Below are 21,345 nucleotides of genomic sequence, written 5' to 3' on the forward strand. Positions count from 1 at the left end.
ACTGATAAACAAATAGGGCGAGGAGACAGTCATGATGGAAGCCGACGTAGTCGTGATCGGCTCGGGTGCGGCCGGTTTGGCGGCGGCACTGGCCGCGGCCGAGGGCGGCGCCGAGGTGGTGGTGCTCGAGGCGTCGGCACGCTGGGGCGGCTCGACCGCGGTCTCCGGCGGGCAGGTGTGGGCCCCGGCCAACCATCGAATGCAGGAGGCGGGCTTCGCCGACACGGCCGAGGAAGCGCTGACCTACTGCCGGACCGCGGCGCCCGGGCGCGACGACACGCTGGTGGAGACGTTCGTGCGGACGGTGCCGGAGGTGATGCGTTTCCTCGAGGCGCATTCGCCGATCCAGTTCCTGCCGGTGCCGTCCTACCCGGACACCTTCGCCGAGCTACCGGGCGGCAAGACCGCCCGCCACGTCGAGGTGGCTCCGCAGGACCTCGGTGACCTCGGTGACCTGGCCGAATTGGTCTGGCCCGCGCCGTTTTTCGCGCCGGTGCTCACCAATCAGGAGGTGATGGAACACAATCTGTTCGCCGGGGGACCGCCGCCGATGGAGCTGATCGGCCGGCGCATGTCGGCCGGAGCGGTGACGATGGGCGCGGGGTTGATCGTCGGCCTGCTGCACGGTTGTCGGAAAGCGGGTGTGCACCTGATCCGCGACTGTCGGGTGACCGAACTGACGCGCGACGAGGACGGGCGCGTCACCGGCGTACGCACCGGCAACGTGCGTCGCACCGTTCGCGCGGACCGCGGGGTCGTGCTCGCCTCCGGTGGCTTCGAGCATGATCCGATCCTGCGGTCGCAACTGCTGTCCGGGCCGCTCACGCACCCGGTGACGCCGCCGATTCAGCACGGAGACGGGCTGCGGATGGCCGGGCGGATCGGCGCGGCCCTGGCTTACACCGGCGAGTATTGGTCCTGGCCTGCCTGTCAGGCACCGGGACGGACCTGGCCCGACACAACCCCGCAACCGCAACTCACATTGCCGGAACGCACACTGCCCCATGTGTTGTGGGTGAACGCTGCGGGCCGTCGCTTCGTCAACGAGTCAAGCCATAACTGTGCGAGCGCTTTCGCTGAACTCGATCCCAACACCCACCAGCCGCGGAACCTGCCTGCGTGGGCCATCGGCGACGCGCAATTCCGTGCCAAATACTCGGTCGCGGGCGTTCCCGCGGGCACGCCCGCGCCGGACTGGCTGATTCAGGCCGACAGTCTCGCCGAACTCGCTGAGCGCACCGGCATAGACGCGGTGGCACTCGAACACACCGTCACCCGCTTCAACGCGATGGCTGAGGCCGGACGCGACGACGACTTCCATCGCGGACGCACCCGCTACGAACACGCCTTCGGCGACCCGTCCGCCGCCCATCCCAATCTCGGACCGGTAAGCGCGCCACCGTTTTTCGCGGTGCCGGTGTACCCGGGTGCGGTCGGCACCAAAGGTGGCCCGCGCATCGATCAGCGTGCCCGCGTGCTCGACTGGTCCGGTGCGCCCATCCCCGGCCTCTACGCCGCGGGCAACGTCGCCGCCGCGGTTTTCGGTCCCGGCACTTTCGCAGGTGGTCTGACCGTCGCCTCCGCGCTGACGTGGGGCTGGATCGCGGGGCGCGACTTGGCGACTGCGCACTGAGGCAACCTGCATCACTTTTAACGCCCATTGTGTCGTAGCACACTCGGGCGTACCCTTCTGGAATTGCGAGACTGAACGGTCTCACTACCGAAACCAGTGGGTCCGGCGATGCGCCGGATGGATGAGGGAGCCCTCAATGACGAGGTATGGCGCTCGAATGCGTTCGGGGGTCGCGCTATTGGTGGCGGCGGTGGCGGTGTTGGCTGCTGCGGCGGCGCCTGCCGTCGCGGAGGAACCCGGAGCCACCGCGCAGAGCGTGTTCAACAAGCCCGGCCCCTATCCCGTCGCGACACCGGTGCGCACCAATCCGTGCCAGGAATCGGTGTGGGGCATGGTCGAACACATTGCCGTGCATATGCTCGGCAACCACGACGACATGACCTGCACCCAGGCTTTTCCCAACGGTCTCGAGTCGCCGATCGGCGTGAACACCTACTATCCGGCCAACATCGCCGAACTGCCCAACGCGCCACTGCTGGTGTTCACTTCCGGGTTCAGCGCCAATCCCGGCATGTACGACGCGCTCGCCCGGCAGTGGGCCAGCAACGGCTTCGTCGTGGTGATTCCGTACGAGTTCTTCAACTCGCTGTTGTACGTCCCCGCGCTCGGTGTCGCCACTGCGGTCACCGCCGATCGTGACCCGAATTCGCCGCTGTACAACAAGATCGATCTGAGCCGCACCCTCTTCGCCGGTCACTCCGGAGGTGGGCAGGCTGCGTTGCAGGCGGGCACGGCGTTCCCCGGCATCGCGTCGTTGATCGATCCGGCGATGCGGGTGCTCGGCGTGCTGGCGATCGAGCCGGGTCCACTCGCCGTGGGTGCACTGGTTTCGGTGCCGACGCTGTTCCTCACCGGCTACAACGATTTCGTGGTGCCCGACTTCGCCTGGGTGCGCTGGTGGCAGTACAACCTGACCTTCCAGGCGCCGGCGTGGATCGCCAATGCTCGTGGGGTGAGCCACTTCTCGCCGGTCGATGGGCTGGACAACTACCTGTCCGCGGGCACCGCGCTGGCCTGGCTGCGCTATCAGGCGTTCGGTGACGAGGTCGCCAAGGACTACTTCGTCGGCCCAGGCTGGCGGCTGTCCGCCGACAAGACGTACTTCAGCGTGGACCGCAACACCCTTGCCAACGCGCTGAATTGACCAGGGGAGCAACAGAAATGGGTCGAGTATGAAATTCCGTCGCGCGTGGGCAGGTGGGCTCGGCACCGCCGCTGTGGTCACCTTCTCGCTGGTTTGCCCCGGTGCGGTGGCAGGACCCGGCGTCGAGTGTGCCGAACCTGCTGCGGGCCAGGCGGTTCAGCGCGCCGATCCGGCCGCCGCCGGAATCGATTCCGCCGCACTGGCCGACGCGATCGACTTCGGAACAGCCAAGGGTGCGTACGCGATTCAGGTGTACCGGCACGGCTGCTTGGTCGGTGACCGCACCGGCACCGGCAACCTGCCGATGCCGCTGGCCAGCTCGTCGAAGGGCGTCGCCTCGGTCGCGGTCGGCCGCGCGATCACTCTCGGCTACTTCGGCCTGGACGATCCGCTCGGCAAGTTCTTCCCGCAGGCCGATGCCGCACATGCCGCGCTCACCGTGCGCCAAGTGCTGAATCAGACCACCGGCCTGCGCTTTACCTGGGCCGCCGATATCGCGGGCATCGCCACCGACGAGGTGTGGCAAACGCTGGAGACCCCGCAGGCCTTCGAACCGGGGACCACCTTCCAATACGCGCAGGCCGTGCTGGCACTGCTGCCGAAGATCGTGGAAATCACCACTCGGATGGACTTCCAGGACTTCGTCCAGCGAGAAGTCATGCAGCCGTTGGGCATCGCCCGCGACCAGTGGGTCTGGCTGCGCGACCGCAGCGGAAACACCGCCGTCAACGGAGGTCTCGCCATGCGCGCCGACGACCTGGCGCGCTTCGGCCTGCTCCTGCTGCACGAAGGACGTTGGGGCGACAACCAACTCATCGATCCCGACTACCTCCGGCAGGCGCGTCAGCCCACCGACGCCAACGGCGGCTACGGATTCTTGTTCTGGCTCAACGCCGGTAACTCCTACAAGACCGCGACCGTGCCTACGGCCAAGGTCTTCGACCATCCGATGTTCCCCGGCGCACCCCGCGACCTGTACGCCTTCGTCGGCGCACTCGGTCAGTTCAACGTCGTGATCCCCAGCCGCGACATGGTGATCGTCCGCCTTGGCGTCCCCGGCGGCATCGACCCCGCCAACGTCCAGACCTCCCTCGCCGCCGAATCGAACCCGGACAACAAGGAATTCCTGCGCCGCGTCGTCGCCGCGGTCACCGACGTCCCCGCCGAACCCTTCGACGACCCCTACCGCTACGGCGACAACTTCGGTCCCGTCCTCAGCAACCTCGACGACCTGGCCTTCTGGGCAGACCCCGAACACACCGCCCAAATCCTGTTCGGCGTAGGCCCATACGCCCCCTCGAACTGCAACGTCCTGTGGTGCAACGGAAAACTGATCCCCCAAGACATCTTCACCGCCATGCTCGACTCCGCCAACCAGATCGTCACCGCCCTCCTCGGCCTCGGACACGGACCTCGGTAGAACTCAGCCGCTAACCGACCAACCGCCGATAAGAGGGTCTTACCGGCGGTCAGTCGCTACTTCTGGGGAACCGGTACGTCAACGGTCGAAGGGACCTGATGATCGGTGTCCTCGTTGGCGGCTATCGGTTCGCCCGAACGCGGTGCCTTGCCGCTCTCACCCAACCTCGCATGAAGCTGTTTCAAGACGGAATACTGCAACTCGAGGTCGAAGTCATTGATGATGTTGATGCCACTACGCGACCAAAACACTCGATTCAGCGCGGCATTCGGCCATACCGTATCGAAGGCGGGGCGTGGTCGCTCGAGCCTGGTCGGAGACGGCACGGCCAAGCGTTGGTTGGCCAAGAGGTTGAGCGATACGCCCTGCTCGGCGGCCTCACGAACCAACTGGGCATGCAGCTCAGGTGGTACCCGAACCATGAACTTGCCGCTGTAGGTCCGCTCCGAAAGTGGTTGCGGTATAGGCTCGTTCTTCTCGGCCAGCTCCGTGATGACCTCGTGTACGAGATTCATGATTCCCGTAAGTGCCGCAGCAGGCTCGGGCTCGAGCCAGGACAGGGACGGAAACTCTGTACAAAGACCAACGTGCTCTTGGTCCTCTGCGGACCAGATCACCCGATATGTGTAGTGGGAATGGTCTGGGAGTTCTGGCAGGCTGGACATCTATCCCTCCTCCTGTCCTGCTGCTGGCAGCTTTTCGACAACTCGGCCTTGCCGTCCCGGCCTTGCTGAAGGTTGATACGCGGATCTCCCGGCCACGGCATCGTGAAAATGATGTGGCTGGTGCCGTTCTGGCGCCAAGTGCCGAAGTAATGCTTGCAAACCTTGACTAGGTCGTCGTAGCTAACTGATCGTGTCGGCGGCGAGCGGCACCAGCGCTGCGGGGATGGCGCCGAAGCCGCTGACGATCAGTCGAGGATTTTGCCCGGATTCAGCAGGCCGAGTGGATCGAGCGCGCGTTTGACCGCGGTCATCAGTTCGACTGCGGCGCCGTGTTCGGCGCGGAGGTACTGCTTCTTGGCCAAGCCGATGCCGTGTTCGCCGGAGGCGGTGCCGCCGACCGAGAGGGCGTGGCGGACTACCCGGTCGGAGAATTCGTGGGCTCGGTCCGCGGTTTGGTCGGTGTAGGGGACGACTACGTGGACGTTGCCGTCGCCGATGTGGCCTGCTACGGCGATGTCGAGGGCGAGTTGTTCGCCGAGGAGTTCGGCTGTTGCTACCGCGTCGGTGATTCGGGAGTAGGGGACGGCGGTGTCGGTTACCAGGAAGCGGTGGCCTGGGTGGCCGGCCTTCAGGGCGAAGAAGAGGTTGTGTCGGTCCTCCCAGAGGCTGTGCTGTGCGGTGTGGGTTTGTGCGGCAACGATTTCGAGTGCCCCATGCGCGGTGCAGAGGTCGCGGATCTCGGCCTCGTCGAGGGCGGCGGCTGCCTCGGAGGTGGCTGACAGGTCGAGAAACAGGGCGGGGGCCACCGGGTGTCGGGTGCCGCGGTAGGCGTTGATCGCCGCCATGCTGGTGGCGTCGACGAGTTCGGCGCGTGTTACCGGCAGTGCGTGCCCGAGCATCTGTACCGCTGCGGACACGGCCTCGGCGATGCTGGGGAACGAGATGCGCAGGGCGCGTTGCCATGCCGGGATCGGATGCAGTCGGACGGTGAGCTCGGTGATGATGCCGAGCGTGCCCGCCGACCCGATCAGTAGGTCCTTCAGGTCGTAGCCGCTGCTCGACTTGCGGACCGCGCGACCGAGCCTGGTCACCGTGCCGTCGGCGAAGACCGCCTGCAGCGCAAGGGTATTCGCGTGCATGCCGCCGTATCGGACGGTGGTGGTGCCGCTGGCGTTGGTGGCGGCCATGCCGCCGAGGCTGGCATCGGCGCCGGGGTCGACGGTGAACTGCAGGCCGTGAGCGGCCGCCGCCGCGTTGAGCCGGGTTCTGGTGACGCCGGGGAGCACGGTCGCGGTGAAATCGGTGGGGGAGATGGCTCGAATCGTGTTGAGCGCGGAGAGATCGAGCACGACCTCGTCGCCGCGGGCCAGCAGGTGACCCTCCAGGCTGGTGCCCGCGCCGCGGCAGATGATGGGAGTGCCGGTGTGCCTTGCCCATTCGACGGTACCGAGTACGTCGTCGAGGTCGGCCGCCCGGACGATGCCGCGCGGGCGCTGTCCGGCACGGCCGGTCTCGTCGACGGTGTACTCGTCCAGCGCGGCCGCGCGAATGTCGATCCGGTCGGCGACCGTGGTCACGAGCGCTCCAGGATCGAGGTCACCAGCATGGTGTGGTCGTCGAAGGTGCGCGCGATGGTCCAGCCGAGCTCCGCGAACGCCGCCTCGTACTCCTCTTTCGTCCACAGCCGCACTCCGGTGATGGTGTGGTAGATCTCGTAGGTCGGGGAGAACCACGGCTGCCCGGACCAGTGCGGCGCCTCCAGCAGGTAGCCGTCGCCGATGACGAGCCGGTGCAGGTTCGGGAACCAGCGCATCCATTCGCGCAGCACCGCGATGATGCCGCCGCCGTCGCTGGCGAGCTGGTGCAGCAGGAAGAACGACATCGCGGTGGTCACCTTGCTCCGGTCGATCGCGCCGAGCCACTCGGGATCGGTGGATTCGGGTTGAACCGAGCCGGGCAGCAACGTGATTCGATCGGCGAAGCCGCTCTGCACCACCTCGGCCGACGCGGCGGCGACCACCTCGGCCTCGATGTCGACGCCGATGAACTGTTCCTCGATAGCGACCTGCGCGAGTGCGCGTACCCGGCCCGCGTCCGCGCAGCCGAGGTCGACGGTGCAGCCGGGACCCGTTGCGGCGATGGCCTTTCCGATGCCCTGCAGGATCTCGGGGCGGCGGCGCGCGATATCGGTACAGCCACGCGCCACCGCGCCGGCATCGGTGGCCGCGGGGATGAACGCGCGGTCGGCGCTGTCGGTGAGCTGGCGGAAGGTGGGTTCCCAACCGCGGGTGACCATCCGGACGAAGCCGCGGTTCTTGGCGACGTCGTGGCCGGTGTGTGTCAGCTGGAAGCGGTGGCCGCGGCGGGTGAGGAACCCGGCGCGGATCAGCCCGTCGGTGACGGTCTGCTGGATGCCGCTGGTCGGCGCGATCGGGTCGCCGCTCAATAGTGTTGCCCACCAACCCCAGTCGTCGGCGGCGACCACCAGCTGTGCGGCGGTCTGGCCCTCGATGACGTCGCGGATGGTGAGTCCGGCCGGCGATGGATGGTTGAACAGTGCGACGGTAGTCGTGGCAGCGGTCATGATGTGTCCTCCTGAGATGCGGGTTAATCGGCGAGCGCGATTACCTGGATTTCGATGAGCAGCCCGTCGATGGGCAAGGTGGTGACGGTGGTGGTGCGGGCGGGCACGGTGGCACCGAAGAACTCCGCGAACGCGGCGTTCCAGGCCGGGAACCAGTGGCGGTCGGCCAGATAGCAGTCCAGCTTGAGCGTTTGGCCGCGGGAGCTGCCCGCCTCGGTGAGGGCCTTGTCCAGCTGGTCGAGCACCGAGTCGACCTGCTCGGCGAAGCTGGTCGAGGTCGGGGTCAGTGTGTCCGGATCGATCGCGGCGAGCCCGGAGGTGAACACCAGGCCGGAACCGCGGCGCGCCGACGGGAAAGGTGTGCTGGTCATGACGGCGCTCCGATCAGCCGGGTGGTGTCGAGGTGGTCGATGGTGGCGGCGCCGGACAGCGTCATCAGCGTCCGGAGTTCCTCGGTGAGCAGCTCCAGTACCCGGCTGACACCGGCTTGACCTGCGGCCGCCAGCCCGTAGATCGCCGCCCGCCCGATCACCACGGCACTCGCACCCAACGCGAGGGCGAGGAAAACATCGCTGCCGGTGCGTATTCCGCTATCGAACAGGATCGGCAGCTCGGGGCCGACCGCGGTCCTGATGCGCGGCAGCATGTCCAGGCTGGCCGGTGCCGGATCGAGTTGTCGGCCACCGTGATTGGAGACCACGATCGCGGCCGCACCCGCGGCGAGCGCCCGTTCGGCCGCGTCGGGGGTGAGAATGCCTTTGGCGATCCACGGCAGCCGGAAGTGCCTGGCGGCCTGGCGGAGGTCGGCCCAGTTCCACGCCGCGGCACCGTGTTTGAGCAGCTGCCCGAATACCTCCGCGACGCCGGGTGCGCCGTCGCGTCCGGTGAGGTTGCCGCCGAACTGCCGCATGTCCGGCGCGAAGCGGTTGGCCATGTTGCGGGTCCGGAAGCCGCCGATCGGGCAGTCGACGGTCACGCACAGCGCGGAATAGCCTGCGCGCTGGATGCGCTCGGCGACGGCGGGTGCGTGCGCGAACGGATGCAGCTGGGCGATCCGGGCCGCGTCGGGCGCGACCGCGCGGATCTGCTCGTAGGAGTAGCTGCCCGCCTCCGGCACGATCGTCACCGTGCCGTGCTGCTGCACCGCCCGCGCCACCGCGAGGTGACCGTCGGTGTGGAACATCGCGTCACCGCCGAACGGCGCGGTGAGGATGGGCGTTTCGAGCGTCATGCCGAGCAGTGAGGTGCGGGTGGACGGGTTCGCGACACCGCTCATCGGGTCCGGCAGAATTCGCCACCGCTCGAACGCGTCCCGGTTGGCGCGCAGCGTGATCTCCTGTCCCGCACCGCCTTCCACGAAGTCGAACACGTCGGCGGGCAGCGCGGTCCGCGCGGCTCGATGGATCTCGTCGAGCGTGCCGAAATCGACCGTGGTGGGATACATGCTGTCGAGCTGGGCGGTCATGCGGTGCCTTCCTGCGTCGCGACAAGGGAATGACGGCGGCCGTAGCCGAAGTACACGGCCGCACCGATCACGCTCCAGACCGCGAAGCGCAACCAGGTGAGGCCCTCGAAAGTCGTTGCCAGCCAGACGCATCCCGCGATCGCCGCGAGCGGCACCACCGGCAGGAACGGCGTACGGAACGGGCGCGGGCGATCTGGCGCGCTGCGGCGCAAGATCATCACCCCCAGCGCGACGACGATAAAGGCAAACAGGGCACCGATATTCACCAGCTCGGCTACGGTCCCGATCGGCAGCAGCGCGGCCACAACCGCGATGGCCGTCCCGAGGAGCAGGCTCAACCGCACTGGTGCCCCGCGACGGCTGGTGCGGCACAAGGCACGCGGGAGCAGTCCGTCGCGGCTCATCGCGAAGATCAGCCGGGTCTGCCCGTAACACAGCATCAACAGGCCCTTGGTCAGCGCGATCACCGATGCGGCCAGGATGACCTTGCCGATCCAGCCCGCGCCGATCGCGCTGAGCGCGGTGGCGACGGGGGCCGCGTTGTTCAGGCTCTGGTAGGGCGCGACGCCGGTGAGGACCGCGCTGACGGCCACATACAGACCGGTGGCGACGACAACCGAACCGATGATGCCCCATGGCAAATCGCGCGCCGGGTCGCGGGTTTCCTCGGCGGAGGTGGCGACGATATCGAAACCGAGGTAGGCGAAGAAGGCGAGCGCGGCACCGGCCGCGATGCCATGCACGCCGAAGGGCATGAACGGCGTCCAATTGGCGGTGTCGAGATGCGGTGCGCCGATGGCGATCACGAGTATCAGCACGACAATCGTCACGGCCACCAATGTTTTCACCACCGCGGCAGTCAGTTCGACGTCGAATATCAGCACGGCGATAATCGCGCCGGTGATGAGCAGCGCAGGCAGGTTGATGATGCCGCCGTCGGCCGGGCCTGCGGTTATTTCATGCGGAAGCGTCACGCCGAAAAGGGAATTCAGCATCGCGGTGAACAGTCCGGACCAGCCGATGGCCACCGCCGCCGCGGCCACCGCGTATTCGAGCAGCAGATTCCAGCCGACCAGGAACGCGGGCGATTCGCCGAGGGTCGCCCTGGTGTAGGTGTAGGCGCTGCCGGATTGCGGTGTCATCGAGGCGAGTTCGCTGTAGCACAGCGCAACGAGCACACAGATCGCCCCGGCCAGCACGAACGACAGCACGATCGCCGGACCCGCCTTGGTAGCGGCGGCGACGCCGGTGGTGACGAAGATGCCCGCGCCGACAATGGCGCCGACGCCCATCGCGACGAGGTCGAAACGGCCGAGCGTGCGTTTGAGTGCCGGCGCCGAATCCGTGCCACGTGCGGCGAATCGAGACGGGCCGAAACGGCGGCGAGCTGAGGGGCGAAGTTGTGTCGGTGCGGCCATGTCGGTCCCGTTCGCTGTTCGAAATATGAATTACCCCGGCACATCTCGCCGGATTGCAATTCAGTAGATCAGCGGCCCTTTGTGTTCTGATGAACTCAGGTAACGTGTCTGTTTCGCGATTTCCGCGAAATCGATGGGCTGTCAAAACAATTGGCAACGCCGAAATGCGCAGCCGGTCGCTGCGCGAATTCGAGACGTTGTCGACGAATATTCGGTTATGCGGTTGTCGTGGTCGCTTCGGTGGGTGCGGGCGTATCGGTGTGCGGCACTGCACGTTTGCGGACGAGTACGGTGGCCGCCGCGACGGCGAGCAGCACCAGTGCGGCGGCGATGACGGCATCCTGCATGGTGCCGACGGTGGCGACGACGCCGAAGCCGATGGTGGCGACGGCCGCGCAGAGATAGGCGACGGCGGCATAGCGGGAGGCCACCCGCGCATGCTGGTCGGGCGGGGTCGCGGCGCTGACGATGCGCAGCCCGGTGCGGTAGGCGATGCCCTGCCCGCACCCCGCGACCACCGCGCCTGCCAGCAGCAACGCGAGGCTCGGCGCCGCGGCCACGGTCGCGGCCAGCGCGACGCCGGCGATGATGGTGAGCTGCCCGGCGATCGGTTCGCCGGGCAGCGTGCCCGGTGGCACGGCGCGCTGCACGATCCACGCGCTGACCAGATACAGCGTGACCGGCAGCGCCAGCAGCGGCAGGCTGGTGGTGTCGAGCAGCTCGGCGCCGTAACTCGGCAGCAACGCGACGACCAGACCCGCAGACACCCAGGCGGCAATTCCGTTGAGGTATCCCGCGATTCGCGGTTCGGCGGATCGCTGCGCCGAACCGTGCGCGGCGACGGCAACGCGTGCGCGGGCACTCCGATCCAGCACGACGACGATGGCCACGGTACCGAGCAGCACCGCATGGCCGAGATAGACCGTCACACCGGGCAGGGGTAGATACTGGGCCACCCAGGCGGCGGCGATGGTGCCGAGCGCCGAGCCGAGCACGGTCGCGGTGGCCATCGCGGTCCGGCCCCCTTCGCCGGACCGCTCCAGGATCAGCCCGGCCAGCGAGCCGGTGACCAGCCCGACCGAGAGCCCGGCCAAAACCCTTGCCACGCAGGCGGGTCCGGCCGAATTCGCCATGCTCATCGCGAGATCCGCGCCGATGCCGCAGGCGCTGCCGAGCCCGATCCGCCACCACCAGGCCGCGCGCGACGGCGGGGTGCCGATGAACGAGAGGGTCGGCGTCAGCGCGAACAGGTACGCGGCGAAGATGACGGTGATCAGCAGCGGCGCCAGGTCCCAGGCATGGCGGTAGTACGGCATCATGCCGGTCGCCATGTTGGGCTGAGCCATGATCAGCACGAGCAACATGCCGGGAGCAGCTGAGCGCATCCACCCTCCCAAGTGAGGACATCTTCTCGATTGATAGCGTAGCGAACTGAGAAGATGTTCTCTACTCGACCGGGTCGATCCGGTTCGACGGCGCTGCCGCCGGACCTGCGGGCAGGATGGAGGCGTGCCAGCGGTGAACACCAGAAGCGATGCCCAGCGCAGCCGAACCGTGCTGGTCGACGCGGTCGGCAGCCTGCTCGACCAGGGCCGGATCGGCTTCTCGATCCCCGAGCTGGCGGGGGCGGCAGGTGTCGGCGTGGCCACCGCGTACCGGCACTTCCCGACGCCGCAGGACGCGATGCAGGCGTTCCACCGCAGGGCGATCGAACAACTTCTCGAGGCGCTGTCGGCGATCGATCCGACCACCGACGCCGTCGAGCGGTTCCACCGGTTCTGCCGCACCTGGGTGACGCAGGCGCGGCAGTGGGGCCCCGCCGTCCGCCACATCCGCAGCCACCTCGGCTTCATCGAACGCCTCGCCGCGGGCGATCCCTCGATCACCGCGATGCACGACATCCTCGCCGACGTGCTGGACGCCCTGGTCCGGCAAGGCAAGACCGAACCCGCCGACCGGACCTTCGCCGTGCTGCTGTGGATCACCATCTTCGACGAACGCGTCGTCTACGACCTCAGCGTGCACCAGCACTGGTCGGCCCAGCAGGTCACCGACCAGCTCACCCGCGCCGCCGCGGGCGCGCTCGGCATCCGCGTCTAGCTGACGGGCGTCAGTTCGATGGCGCCCTCGATGGTGTTGTGCACGCGGCGGCGGTTGGGGGAGCCGAGGGCGGCGGTGAGGTCGGTGCCGTCGTGTTCGGCGAGCAGGTCGCCGCTGTCCCAGACCAGCAGCGTTGCGCTGACGGTGTTTTCGGCGGCGGCGTGTGCGAGGTCGTAGTGGGCGCAGCCGGGGACGTGGGCGTAGGTGATCCAGAGGTCGTAGCCGGTCATGAACAGGTCGAGGTCGAATTGCACGCTGAGGCCGAGCAATTCGCTGCGGCCGTTGTCGTCGACACCGGCGAACGCCTCGTCGAGCGCGAGCAGGCGCGGGGCCTGCGGGTCGGCCGAGTCCAGCATGACGTGCGCGGCGGCGAACAGCGGCAGGTGCAGCGAGACCGACTGCTCGCCGCCGGAGAGCGCGCTGTGCCTGGCCACGGTGAGCTTGTCCTCGCTGCCGTCGGCGGAGATGAGGGTGAACGAGAACACCCGCCAGGTGCGGTAATCCAGGGTGGCCGCGAGGATCTCGGGGTAGGAGCGCTCGGGATGCGCGGCCCGGGCCGCGCGGATCTCGGACGCGAAATGCGCACGGATGGTGGCGAGTTCGTCCGCGCCGAGGGCCGAGGCGTCCCGGTCGAGCAGCTTGCACATGGCCCGCGCCGGATCGGAGAGGGTGTCGGCGAGCACCCAGTGCACGCCGATGGTGTTGCCGGAGGACATCCGGCGCTGCTTCATCTCCGCGCCCATCCTGGCGATGAGATCGCGTGCGTCGCTGGTGCGTTCGTAGATCTGCTGGGCCAGACCGGTCAGCAGCGCATCCTCCAGGATGCGCCGCTCGGCGTCGGTGAGCAGCAACTCCTGATCCTTGCGGGCACCGTCGATGCGGGCCGCGAAATCGGCGAGCGCCGACATGCCGTCGTCGTCCTGCACCTGCACCACGGTCAGCCCGTCGGCGGCGTCCCACTGCAACCGGTAGTCGCGACCGGACCCGGACAGCGCGGCATCGAACTCCTGCAGCGCCGCCGTCACCGCACTACGGGTGGACTTGCGGGTCGCCTCGCTGGCCCGCACCGAAGACGTTGCGGCGGTGAGGCTCTCGAAGAGTTCGGCGACCTCGTCCGGCAGCACCTGCGGCTCGGCCTCCGGTCCCGCCTGGGCGATCCGGTACAGCAGCTGCTCGGGCGTGGACCACGCGGCCTCGCTGCTCGGCCAGCGGCCCTCGGCCGACGCGCCGAGCAGCCGAAGCAGGTCCGGGCGGGCGTACGGGGCAAGGGCTTTGACATCGGCGAGCACCTCGGTCAGTGCGGTGCCCAGTGATTCGTGCGCGGTCCGGTAGGCCGCCTCGGCGTCACCGATCGCCTCGATGGCCTCGTTGGCGGCCTTGCGCGCCGCCTTCTGCTCGGCCTTGGTCGCCTCGATCTTCGCGCGGGCCTTCTCGAGTTCCTGATCGATGTCGGCGGCACCGGCACCCAGTGCCTCGCGCAGGGTTTCGAGCTTGCGCAGCTGCTCCTGGTAGCCGGACTTGGCCGCCTCGGCCTCCTCGGCGAATGCCTCGGCCAAGTCCTTGGCCTCGTCGTGCCGGTCGCTGCCCTCGCGTTCGCGTTCGCGCTCCCGCTCGTGTTCGGTGCGCAGCCGGAGCAGGCCGGTGCCGGTGTTCTCGAAATGCCGGATGGCGGCGGCCAATGCGTCGAGCTCGCGTGGTTCGCGCGGGGTCCGGTGTTTCGTGGCGGCCGCGCGCAGCTTCTTCTCGACCGCGGTGGTGTCGGCGACGGCCTGGTCGAGGTCGCGCTCGGCCTGGGTGGCGGCCTCGGAGCGCGAGCGCATCATGCCCGCGGTCTCCGAGACGGCACGCAAGGCGGTGGTGACCGCGGTGGCCCGCGGCAAAGCCTTGGCGGCGGCCGAGATTCGCGCGAGCTCGGCGGTGGCGTCGGACTCCTGGTCTCGCGCCCCGCGCTGAGCTTCACCTGCCGCTTCGAGTGCGGCGGCGAGTTCGGTCAGCCGCAGCTCGCGACGGCGGGCTCGGGCAGTGGCACCGATGAACTCGGCGTCGTCCTTGTGGTGCCTGCCTACCTGCACGCCTTGGCGGAAACCGCCCGCCGTGCTGACCCCGGACGCCGGGTCGCCCTTACCGTCGTGCAGCGCGATGGAGGCGAGCACGTCGGCGACGGCCTGCCGCGGCACCGTGAGCTCGTCCGAATCCTCCTCGACGACAAGGACATCGGCGAGGGTGCGGCCCTTCGGCCGTTCCTTCTCCGGCAGCGGGACGAGGAACAGATCGGAGTCGTACTTCGCGGGCGGCTCGGCACAGATCCAGCCGTCGAGCAGATCGGCGGCGTGCAGCGCGGCCTCGATACCGGCGGCGACGGGTGGTTTCACGTTGTCGGCGAAGCGGACCAGCCGCCACAGCGGGGCACCCGGGCGGTCCTCGGTGTCGCGCGCGCGAGCGGCGAAAGCCGGTGGCGCGTCGTCGCTTTGCGCGGCGACCCGGTCGCGTTCGGCGGTCAGCTCGGCGATCTGCTCGCCTGCCGTCGCCGCGCGGCCGCGCGCCTCCTGCCGGTCGTTGCGGATCTCGTCGATCAGCGCCTCGGTGCGCTCGGCGAGCACCTCCGCGACGGTCGCCTCCTCCGAGCCCGCCTGCGCGAGCGCGGTATCGAGGTCCTCGAACAGTCCGTTGCCGAGCGGGGAGTAGACCTCGCGGTGCTCCTCCCACCAACTGCGCAGCGCGCCTGCGGCTTCGGTGCGGGCCAGCACCACCGCCGCCTCGGCGTGCGCGACCTCGGCGGCGGCCGCCTCGCTCAGCTCGCGGGCGCGTTCGGCGAGCCGCTCGGCCCTGGTGCGTTCGGCGGCCGCGGTCTCCATGACTCCCATGGCCTGCCGGACCGCGCGCACGTCGGCGTCGCGTTCCTCGGCATGCGCACGCACCGTCGCGGTGAGCTGTTCGGCGCGCGCACCCTCGGACAGTGCTGTCCAGTCGATCCCGGCTTCCTCTGCGGCGGAACGTAATTCGTCTTCGCCGCGGGCCAATGCGGCGGCGGCCGTGCGGACCGCGGTGCGCGCGCGTTCGGCCTCCTGCGCCCGCTGATCGAGGGTCTGCCGGGCCTTCAGCGCCTTGTCGCCGTGTACGCCCGCCGAGGTCTCCAGTCGGCGGACCGCGTCGGCGAGATCGTCGAGCTGCTGCTTGCCCTCGTAGGCGCTGGAGCGCTGCAGGTTCTCCCGATCGCCGAGCGCGTGCTCGTAGGCGCGGTCGGCATCCTCGGCGCGCGCCTCCGCGGTGGCGCGTTCGCCCTCGCGGCGTTCGCGCAGCGCGGTCGCGGCGAACAGCGCGGTGCTGGCGTGGGTGACCGCGTCGAGCCGGGTGCGCAGCTGGTCGACGTCCGTCTTCGCCTGCACCGCAAGGTATTTGCGGTAGACGTCGACGAACGTGCGGGTGGCGCTGTCGGCGTGCACCAGACCCTCCAGGGTGCGGCCGACCTCCTCCATATCGCTGAACGACCGCGCCGCGTCCAGGATCAGCTGTTCGTCGAGGGGCCGCAGGCCGTCGGTGAGCGCCTGCGAAAGTCCGCGCGGGTCCAGGTTTTTCGCCAGCTGCGGGCGGCGCAGCGTGAGGATGAGGTTGATCAGCTGGTCGTAGCGCTGGGTGCCGAGCCCGAACATCCTGGCGTCGATGGCGTTCCGGTATTCCACCGGACGGTCCACGATGGCGTCGGTGCCGATCTGCTCGGCCAGCTGCTTGCGGGTGAACGGCCGGTCGTCGGGTCCGATGAGCGAGAAGTCCACGCCGACCCGGCCGTCGGCGACGAAGTACCAGCGCGTCACCTTGTCCGAGGAACGGGTGGCGCGCATGCCGATGCCGACGGTCACCGCCTCCGCGTCGTCCCAGTCGCCGCGCGCGAACTCCATCCAGACGTAGGAGTAGGCCGATTCCTGCTTGCGGTACAACAGGTTCGACTTCATCGTGCGTTCTTCACCGGCGAACGGGTTGAGCCTGCGCGGCTCGATCCGTCCGTCCAGCACGAACGGGAACAGCACCTCGAGTGCCTTGGTCTTGCCGGACCCGTTGGGGCCGCGCAGCACCAATCTGCCGTCGGCGAAGCAGAATTCCTGGTCGCGGTAGTCCCACAGGTTGACGATTCCGGCGCGGGTCGGGATGAACCGCACTCCGCCGTGAATGAGCGACATCGCCTCAGTTCCCTTCCGTGCCAGTGCCGTCGGACGCAATATTTACCCACCCCGTCGGCTCCGCCGACTGCCGTCCCCCGGCATAGGTATCGGCCGCGGTGACGAACAATTCCTCGGTGCGCTTGGTGCGCACCGTGACGACCGCGCCGCGATAGCGGGCGAGCGCGGGCATGATCAGCAGCCCGTCCTCGACCGCCCGCACCAGGCGCAGCCGCTCCAGCAGGGCGACCACCTCGCTGGTCAGGCCGGGCACGTCGGCCTGCCACTGGGCGGCGAAGGTGGCGCCGTACCGATCGGCGAGCGCCTGCACGGTCTCGCGCACCCATGCCGCGTCGATCAACGGATACGTCGTCTCGACCGGTTCTTCCGAGTCGTCCTCGAACGCCGAATCCGATTGTGCCGACAAATCATCGAGCGCCCGCAGGTCGGCCAGCGGCGCGAAGACCGTCGACTCCGGGATCGCACCGTCCAACTGCGCGGCGAGCGCCTCGCCCGCGTCCGGTGCGGCCGTTCGCCGTTCCACCGGACTGTCGATATCGAGCACCCGGTCGGCGATCTCACCGGCGAGCAACAACCCCACCTGCGCCAAGGTTCCGGTGCTCGGGAATCGAATGTCCGAGAGCCGCCCGGAGGTGTCGATCAACGCGACCCCTTCCGCCCGGCGTTCCGCCTTTAGGCCGGTGAACATTTCGACATCGGCGACGATCCGATCCTGCCCGAGCACCGGTCGTTCGTTCGGCGCGAGGTCGTCCAGATACACCACCGGCCGCTCGACCAGCGTCCGGCGCACCCGCCGCGCCAGGTCGGCCGCGGTCGGCGCGTGCGCGGGACCGGTTGCGCCCGCGGCGTCTTCGGTGAGCAGCCCGCGCACGCTGTGCAGATGTTGCAGCGCCCGCGGCGGCCGGAACAGCGCGAACACCACCGGCCGGTCGATGTCGTAGAGCGCCTCGCCCGCCTCGGGATCGCTGGCCCAGCCGCCCGCGTCGCCGTCGGCCAGGGTGAGCGCGCCGCGATGGGTCAGCCAGCCGACCGCGTCGACGAAGGCGTCCCGGTCCGCCGCGCGATCGGTAGATAGCTCCAGTCCCTCGACCCGGCCCGCGTAGGCGGCGACCTGATCGGCCAACTCCGACAACGTGATCTGGTCACCGGCCCGGCCGAGCGCGGCGATCGACAGCGCCAGGTACGCGTACCTGCGCCGATCGAAGAGGCGGTCGGCGGGCGTGCGCGCGGGCTTGCCCGCGTCCAGCCGGTCGATGATCGGGAACACCCGCGCGGTGGTCTCGGTGACCTCCAGCCGGTAGCCGAACAGCTCGGCCAGGTCCTCCCGCAGCTCGGTGGCCCACCGGCGGATCAGCGGCAGCGCGATCCGATCCGGATAGGTCCTGGTCACCAGGTGATTGGCGAGGATGACCCGGGCGGCGCGCTGATAGTTGTCCAGCGCAAGGGAATCGATCTTGCGTCCGTGCATCATGCGCGTCCCCCACGCGGCCGGGTCCTGGTGGTTTCCCGCACCTCGAGCCTGCGGTTGTTCAGATGCAGCAGACCGTGCGCGGTCTGCACCGCCGTTGAACCGTCGTGTTCGGAGACGGTCAGGGTGACGCCGCTGTCGGATCCGGTGGTCCCGGCGACGCGTCCGCTCACCGGCACCCACGCGGTGGACGCGGCATCGAGCAGTCGCAACAGCACCTCGGTCTCCCGTTCGTCGAGCACCCGATCGTGCACGTCCGCGGACGCGAGGGATTTGGCCGCGTCGGCGCGGGCCCGTTGCGCGTCCAGCTGTATCTCGCGCAGCCTGCGGATGCTCGCGTCGTTGCGATGGATTCGGGCGGGCGCGCCGGCCGAGGGCGGCCGCCCGGTTTCGGCCAGCGTGCGGGAGATCTCCAAGGGCGGTGCCTCCCACCAGGATCGCTGCGCCGGGATGAGATCCGCGTCGGGATGTTCCATCGCGAGATGTCGCGGCCTGCCGAGGCCGAACACCGCGTCGAAGAGGGCGTGCGCGCTGTCCGCGGTCGGTGCGGCGGTGAACCACCCTGCCAGATGCCGCAGCGCCGATTCGCGGCTCACCCCGCCGCGTCGAGTCTCGGTGACCCGCCGCAGCAGCGAGAGCACGGCCGCGATGGCGCTCATGGTCGCCTCGCGCAGCCGCTCCGCCTCGGTGGTGCCCGCGTGCTCGCCGCTGCCCGCCGCGACGAACCAGGTCCGCAGCCCGTCCCAGCGCGCCTGCCAATCCGCCTGCCGCTCCGCGAAACTCAGCAGCACCCGTTCGTCGCAGCCCGCGGCGCGTTCGATCAGCTCATCGACGCCGGTCTCCTCGATCTCGGCGATCGCGCCCGCCAGCCGCGGCACGAATCTGGCCAGGTCCAGGCTGAATTCGCGCATGTGCGCGAGCAGCGCGTCCTTGTGCGCCAGAAACGATTCCGGGGTGATCTCGGTGGTCCGCACCAGGTCGCCGAGCGAGAGGTAGAAGTGGGCGGCGCGGGCCGCCATATCCGTCAGCGCCGCGTCGAGACGACGCAGCGTGCGGTAGACCCGTTCGGCGTCGCCCTCGCGATTGGCCGCGGCGAGGGTGTGCAGGTCGGCCAGCAACTCCGGCAGCACCAGACGCGACAGCGAGGCCTCGTCGAGTCGGGCATTCAGGACACCGGCGACCGCGCGATAGGCCTGGAACCCGGCCTGGGAGAACTGGTAGACGAAGTGCCGGTTGCGATATTCGGCCAGCGTCGCCGCGCGCGTTCCGTCGTAACTGCGCTCCAGCACGCCCCATTGGTGCAGTTGATCGAGTAGCGGGCCGATTTCGGCGGCCGTGAGGTGCGGCGCGTTCAGGCGGGTGCCGCGTTCACTCGACCAAGCCTGCGCGCTGGCCGGACCGTCATCGGTCTGCGGTTTCACAGCAGACTGACTGGTCTCCTTGTCCTCTGTATGTTGCTGGCCCTCGACGTCAGGCGCAGGGTCGGACTCGGCGAGGTCGAGCAGGTCGGGGGTGCGCAGGCTGTGCCCGTTGCGTTCGATCCATTCCGCCACATCGTCGGCGTGCAGCAACACCACATAGGCGGCCCGCGCGCTGTCGAAGGCACGCAGCACCCAGAGGTAGTCGGCGCGGCGCTCGGCGGTGGCGAAGGAGAACAGCCGCAGCCGGTCGTCCCACAGGACGGAGGCGCTCGCGGCGGCGTCGACGGAGTCGGTCACCGGGAACAGGGTAGTAGCGGGCCGGTCGCCGACAGCGGGTACATGCCGGTTCGGCGTGGCCGTGTCCTGTTTGCCGGGTGTTCGCCGACGAATCGGGCTGTGCCGGTTCGCTACCGGTCACTCGCTAGAGAGCGAACGCAGCTGGTCGAGGTATACGCGGGCGCGCGGATCGCCCGGGTAGCGGGCGATGATTTCGCGCGCGGTCTCGCCCGCGATCCACATCAGCGAGGGCAGCGAACGGCGTTTACCCGCGAACGCGCGCAGTCCCTCATCGACCGCGAGTTCCAGATCGCGATTGCGGACCGCGACGACCGCTAGGGTCAGATGCGCCTCGGACACCCGCATCGGATTGCGCACGGTGCCGTCGGCCCGCGTCGAGTTCCGGATGACCTCGTTCGCATACGTCTCGGCCAGCCGATCCTCGCCCGCGACACGGCAGCAGTCCATCGCGTAGAAGTCGAATTTCTGCGGATCGACCACGAAATGGTTGTCCAGGTTGATCGGATGATCAAGTCGCTGCAAAATTGCCCGACCCTCGTTCAGTGCCGTTTCGACCTCGCCCCGGTCGCCGAGACGCGCCCACGCCTTGGCCCGTTGCGCGGCGAGTTGCACACCGACACCCAGGTTTTGGCTGGTCGACAGCACCTGGTCGACCGCGTCGATCGCGCCGCGATAGTTGCCCTGGGTTAGCGCGAACCAGGCTGCCATTTCCGCACTCCACCCGGTGATTTCGGCGTTCTCGGCCTCCTGGCCCAGTGACAGTGCCGCGCGCCGGGTCGCCTCCGCGGCGGTCCGGCGGCCGAGGTCGTAATCCACGCAACCCACCAGCAGCGCAACCCATCCCGCGAGCACGAGGATGTCGCGGTGCTGCGCGAGAGTCAGTCGGCCGTCCAGCAGCGAGGTAATCCGGCGCAACCAGCCGGTTCCCTCGGCGTGCAGCTCGTGCGGATCGGCGTAGGAGTACTCGCAGCACAGGCGTTCCGCGGTGATGCGGATGGCGTCCAGGGTGGCGGGGGAGACGTCCGACATGCGCAGGCGCCCGATGAATTCCAGCGTGTCCATGCCAGTTGCCGAGAGCACCTCGTCGTCGCGATTCGGCCTGGCCTTGGGGAAGAACGCGGCGGTGACTGTGTCGAAGGCGGCGGAGATGATCGGTGCGTAAAAATCATCCGGCCGCGACTCGCCCGATTCCCAGCGGCGCCAGTTACGCAGCAGTGTACTGTCTGTCGGCAGGTTGTGGGATGACTTGGCGCGCATCACGCGGACGGCATCGGCTTGTGACCACCCCCGCGCATCGCGTTCGGAGCGCATCCGGACAGCCCAGACGGGTCGATCGTCTCCAGCGGCCACGTCAGTAGTATCGCACCAGTTAACGCCCGGTGGCCGAGATAGGGCATATAGGTGTCACTGGGTTGACATCTACATTCGCAAGTTGGCGTTGTACATGCTGGACCATGAGAGCGGAAAGTTAGCCGGACACGTATCGTCTCGACCAGATGCAATTGCATCTGTCCTTGCAAGGCGCAGTGCCCCACAATGGGGAGATCCACATAAG

The 21,345-nt window shown here is 68.6% G+C and carries 15 protein-coding genes; 4 read left to right on the forward strand and 11 right to left on the reverse strand.

The features are described 5' to 3' along the window. Positions 1-31: 31 nt before the first annotated feature. The 3 genes from ACFWF1_RS39770 to ACFWF1_RS39780 all read left to right on the forward strand — a co-directional run bounded on the left by ACFWF1_RS39770 (position 32) and on the right by ACFWF1_RS39780 (position 4,197). Positions 32-1,633 (forward strand): FAD-dependent oxidoreductase, encoded by a 1,602-nt coding sequence (locus ACFWF1_RS39770; RefSeq protein ID WP_379290308.1) that lies wholly within the window; start codon positions 32-34, stop codon positions 1,631-1,633. Between the two features lie 136 nt (positions 1,634-1,769). After that, positions 1,770-2,777, forward strand: a complete 1,008-nt coding sequence (locus tag ACFWF1_RS39775; protein ID WP_379290310.1) for a hypothetical protein — start codon at positions 1,770-1,772, stop codon at positions 2,775-2,777. A 28-nt stretch (positions 2,778-2,805) separates the two neighbouring features. Beyond that, positions 2,806-4,197, forward strand: coding sequence for a serine hydrolase domain-containing protein (locus tag ACFWF1_RS39780; protein WP_379290312.1), 1,392 nt, complete (start codon positions 2,806-2,808; stop codon positions 4,195-4,197). A 56-nt stretch (positions 4,198-4,253) separates the two neighbouring features. Here ACFWF1_RS39780 and ACFWF1_RS39785 read toward each other — a convergent pair whose 3' ends face one another. From ACFWF1_RS39785 to ACFWF1_RS39815, 7 genes are all read right to left on the reverse strand, one after another. Further along, positions 4,254-4,862, reverse strand: a complete 609-nt coding sequence (locus ACFWF1_RS39785) for a type II toxin-antitoxin system HicB family antitoxin (protein ID WP_379290313.1) — start codon at positions 4,860-4,862, stop codon at positions 4,254-4,256. Between the two features lie 245 nt (positions 4,863-5,107). After that, positions 5,108-6,439, reverse strand: a complete 1,332-nt coding sequence (locus ACFWF1_RS39790; protein WP_379290315.1) for an FAD-binding oxidoreductase — start codon at positions 6,437-6,439, stop codon at positions 5,108-5,110. Further along, complete coding sequence (locus tag ACFWF1_RS39795) at positions 6,436-7,446, reverse strand: hypothetical protein (RefSeq protein ID WP_379290317.1); 1,011 nt, start codon at positions 7,444-7,446, stop codon at positions 6,436-6,438. Before ACFWF1_RS39795 ends, ACFWF1_RS39790 begins: the two co-directional genes overlap by 4 nt. Positions 7,447-7,469: 23 nt before the next feature. Next, on the reverse strand, positions 7,470-7,817 hold the full coding sequence (locus ACFWF1_RS39800) for a RidA family protein (RefSeq protein WP_379290318.1): 348 nt from the start codon (positions 7,815-7,817) through the stop codon (positions 7,470-7,472). After that, complete coding sequence (locus tag ACFWF1_RS39805; protein WP_379290320.1) at positions 7,814-8,911, reverse strand: alpha-hydroxy acid oxidase; 1,098 nt, start codon at positions 8,909-8,911, stop codon at positions 7,814-7,816. The genes ACFWF1_RS39800 and ACFWF1_RS39805 overlap by 4 nt, the downstream gene beginning before the upstream one ends. Next, positions 8,908-10,329, reverse strand: coding sequence for an amino acid permease (locus tag ACFWF1_RS39810; RefSeq protein WP_379290322.1), 1,422 nt, complete (start codon positions 10,327-10,329; stop codon positions 8,908-8,910). Before ACFWF1_RS39810 ends, ACFWF1_RS39805 begins: the two co-directional genes overlap by 4 nt. Positions 10,330-10,544: 215 nt before the next feature. Then, positions 10,545-11,714, reverse strand: a complete 1,170-nt coding sequence (locus tag ACFWF1_RS39815; RefSeq protein WP_379290323.1) for a hypothetical protein — start codon at positions 11,712-11,714, stop codon at positions 10,545-10,547. A gap of 133 nt (positions 11,715-11,847) precedes the next feature. On the opposite strand from ACFWF1_RS39815, the gene ACFWF1_RS39820 reads away from it, so the two are divergent. Beyond that, positions 11,848-12,429, forward strand: coding sequence for a TetR/AcrR family transcriptional regulator (locus ACFWF1_RS39820; protein ID WP_379290325.1), 582 nt, complete (start codon positions 11,848-11,850; stop codon positions 12,427-12,429). On the opposite strand, the gene ACFWF1_RS39825 is transcribed toward ACFWF1_RS39820, so the two are convergent. From ACFWF1_RS39825 to ACFWF1_RS39840, 4 genes are all read right to left on the reverse strand, one after another. Next, positions 12,426-16,604: a TIGR02680 family protein gene (locus ACFWF1_RS39825; protein WP_379290327.1), complete on the reverse strand. Its 4,179-nt coding sequence runs from the start codon at positions 16,602-16,604 to the stop codon at positions 12,426-12,428. The two genes, ACFWF1_RS39820 and ACFWF1_RS39825, sit on opposite strands and share 4 nt — an antisense overlap. 4 nt (positions 16,605-16,608) lie before the next feature. Then, positions 16,609-18,072: a TIGR02678 family protein gene (locus ACFWF1_RS39830; RefSeq protein WP_379290457.1), complete on the reverse strand. Its 1,464-nt coding sequence runs from the start codon at positions 18,070-18,072 to the stop codon at positions 16,609-16,611. Further along, positions 18,072-19,736, reverse strand: coding sequence for a TIGR02677 family protein (locus ACFWF1_RS39835; protein ID WP_379290459.1), 1,665 nt, complete (start codon positions 19,734-19,736; stop codon positions 18,072-18,074). Before ACFWF1_RS39835 ends, ACFWF1_RS39830 begins: the two co-directional genes overlap by 1 nt. Positions 19,737-19,907: 171 nt before the next feature. Then, positions 19,908-21,140 carry an XRE family transcriptional regulator gene (locus ACFWF1_RS39840; RefSeq protein ID WP_379290329.1) on the reverse strand — a complete coding sequence of 411 codons (1,233 nt, stop codon included), beginning with the start codon at positions 21,138-21,140 and terminating at the stop codon, positions 19,908-19,910. Positions 21,141-21,345 lie beyond the last annotated feature (205 nt).

The sequence above is a fragment of the Nocardia sp. NPDC060255 genome (assembly GCF_042727395.1).
Lineage (GTDB): Bacteria > Actinomycetota > Actinomycetes > Mycobacteriales > Mycobacteriaceae > Nocardia.

What these genes read in the sequence shown, in the direction of transcription:
- ACFWF1_RS39810 (WP_379290322.1), bottom strand. Translation starts at nt 10,329, where the DNA reads ATGGCCGCACCGACACAACTTCGCCCCTCAGCTCGCCGCCGTTTCGGC.
- ACFWF1_RS39825 (WP_379290327.1), bottom strand. Translation starts at nt 16,604, where the DNA reads ATGTCGCTCATTCACGGCGGAGTGCGGTTCATCCCGACCCGCGCCGGA.
- ACFWF1_RS39780 (WP_379290312.1), top strand. Translation starts at nt 2,806, where the DNA reads ATGAAATTCCGTCGCGCGTGGGCAGGTGGGCTCGGCACCGCCGCTGTG.
- ACFWF1_RS39775 (WP_379290310.1), top strand. Translation starts at nt 1,770, where the DNA reads ATGACGAGGTATGGCGCTCGAATGCGTTCGGGGGTCGCGCTATTGGTG.
- ACFWF1_RS39770 (WP_379290308.1), top strand. Translation starts at nt 32, where the DNA reads ATGATGGAAGCCGACGTAGTCGTGATCGGCTCGGGTGCGGCCGGTTTG.
- ACFWF1_RS39815 (WP_379290323.1), bottom strand. Translation starts at nt 11,714, where the DNA reads ATGCGCTCAGCTGCTCCCGGCATGTTGCTCGTGCTGATCATGGCTCAG.
- ACFWF1_RS39800 (WP_379290318.1), bottom strand. Translation starts at nt 7,817, where the DNA reads ATGACCAGCACACCTTTCCCGTCGGCGCGCCGCGGTTCCGGCCTGGTG.
- ACFWF1_RS39785 (WP_379290313.1), bottom strand. Translation starts at nt 4,862, where the DNA reads ATGTCCAGCCTGCCAGAACTCCCAGACCATTCCCACTACACATATCGG.
- ACFWF1_RS39830 (WP_379290457.1), bottom strand. Translation starts at nt 18,072, where the DNA reads ATGCACGGACGCAAGATCGATTCCCTTGCGCTGGACAACTATCAGCGC.
- ACFWF1_RS39805 (WP_379290320.1), bottom strand. Translation starts at nt 8,911, where the DNA reads ATGACCGCCCAGCTCGACAGCATGTATCCCACCACGGTCGATTTCGGC.
- ACFWF1_RS39795 (WP_379290317.1), bottom strand. Translation starts at nt 7,446, where the DNA reads ATGACCGCTGCCACGACTACCGTCGCACTGTTCAACCATCCATCGCCG.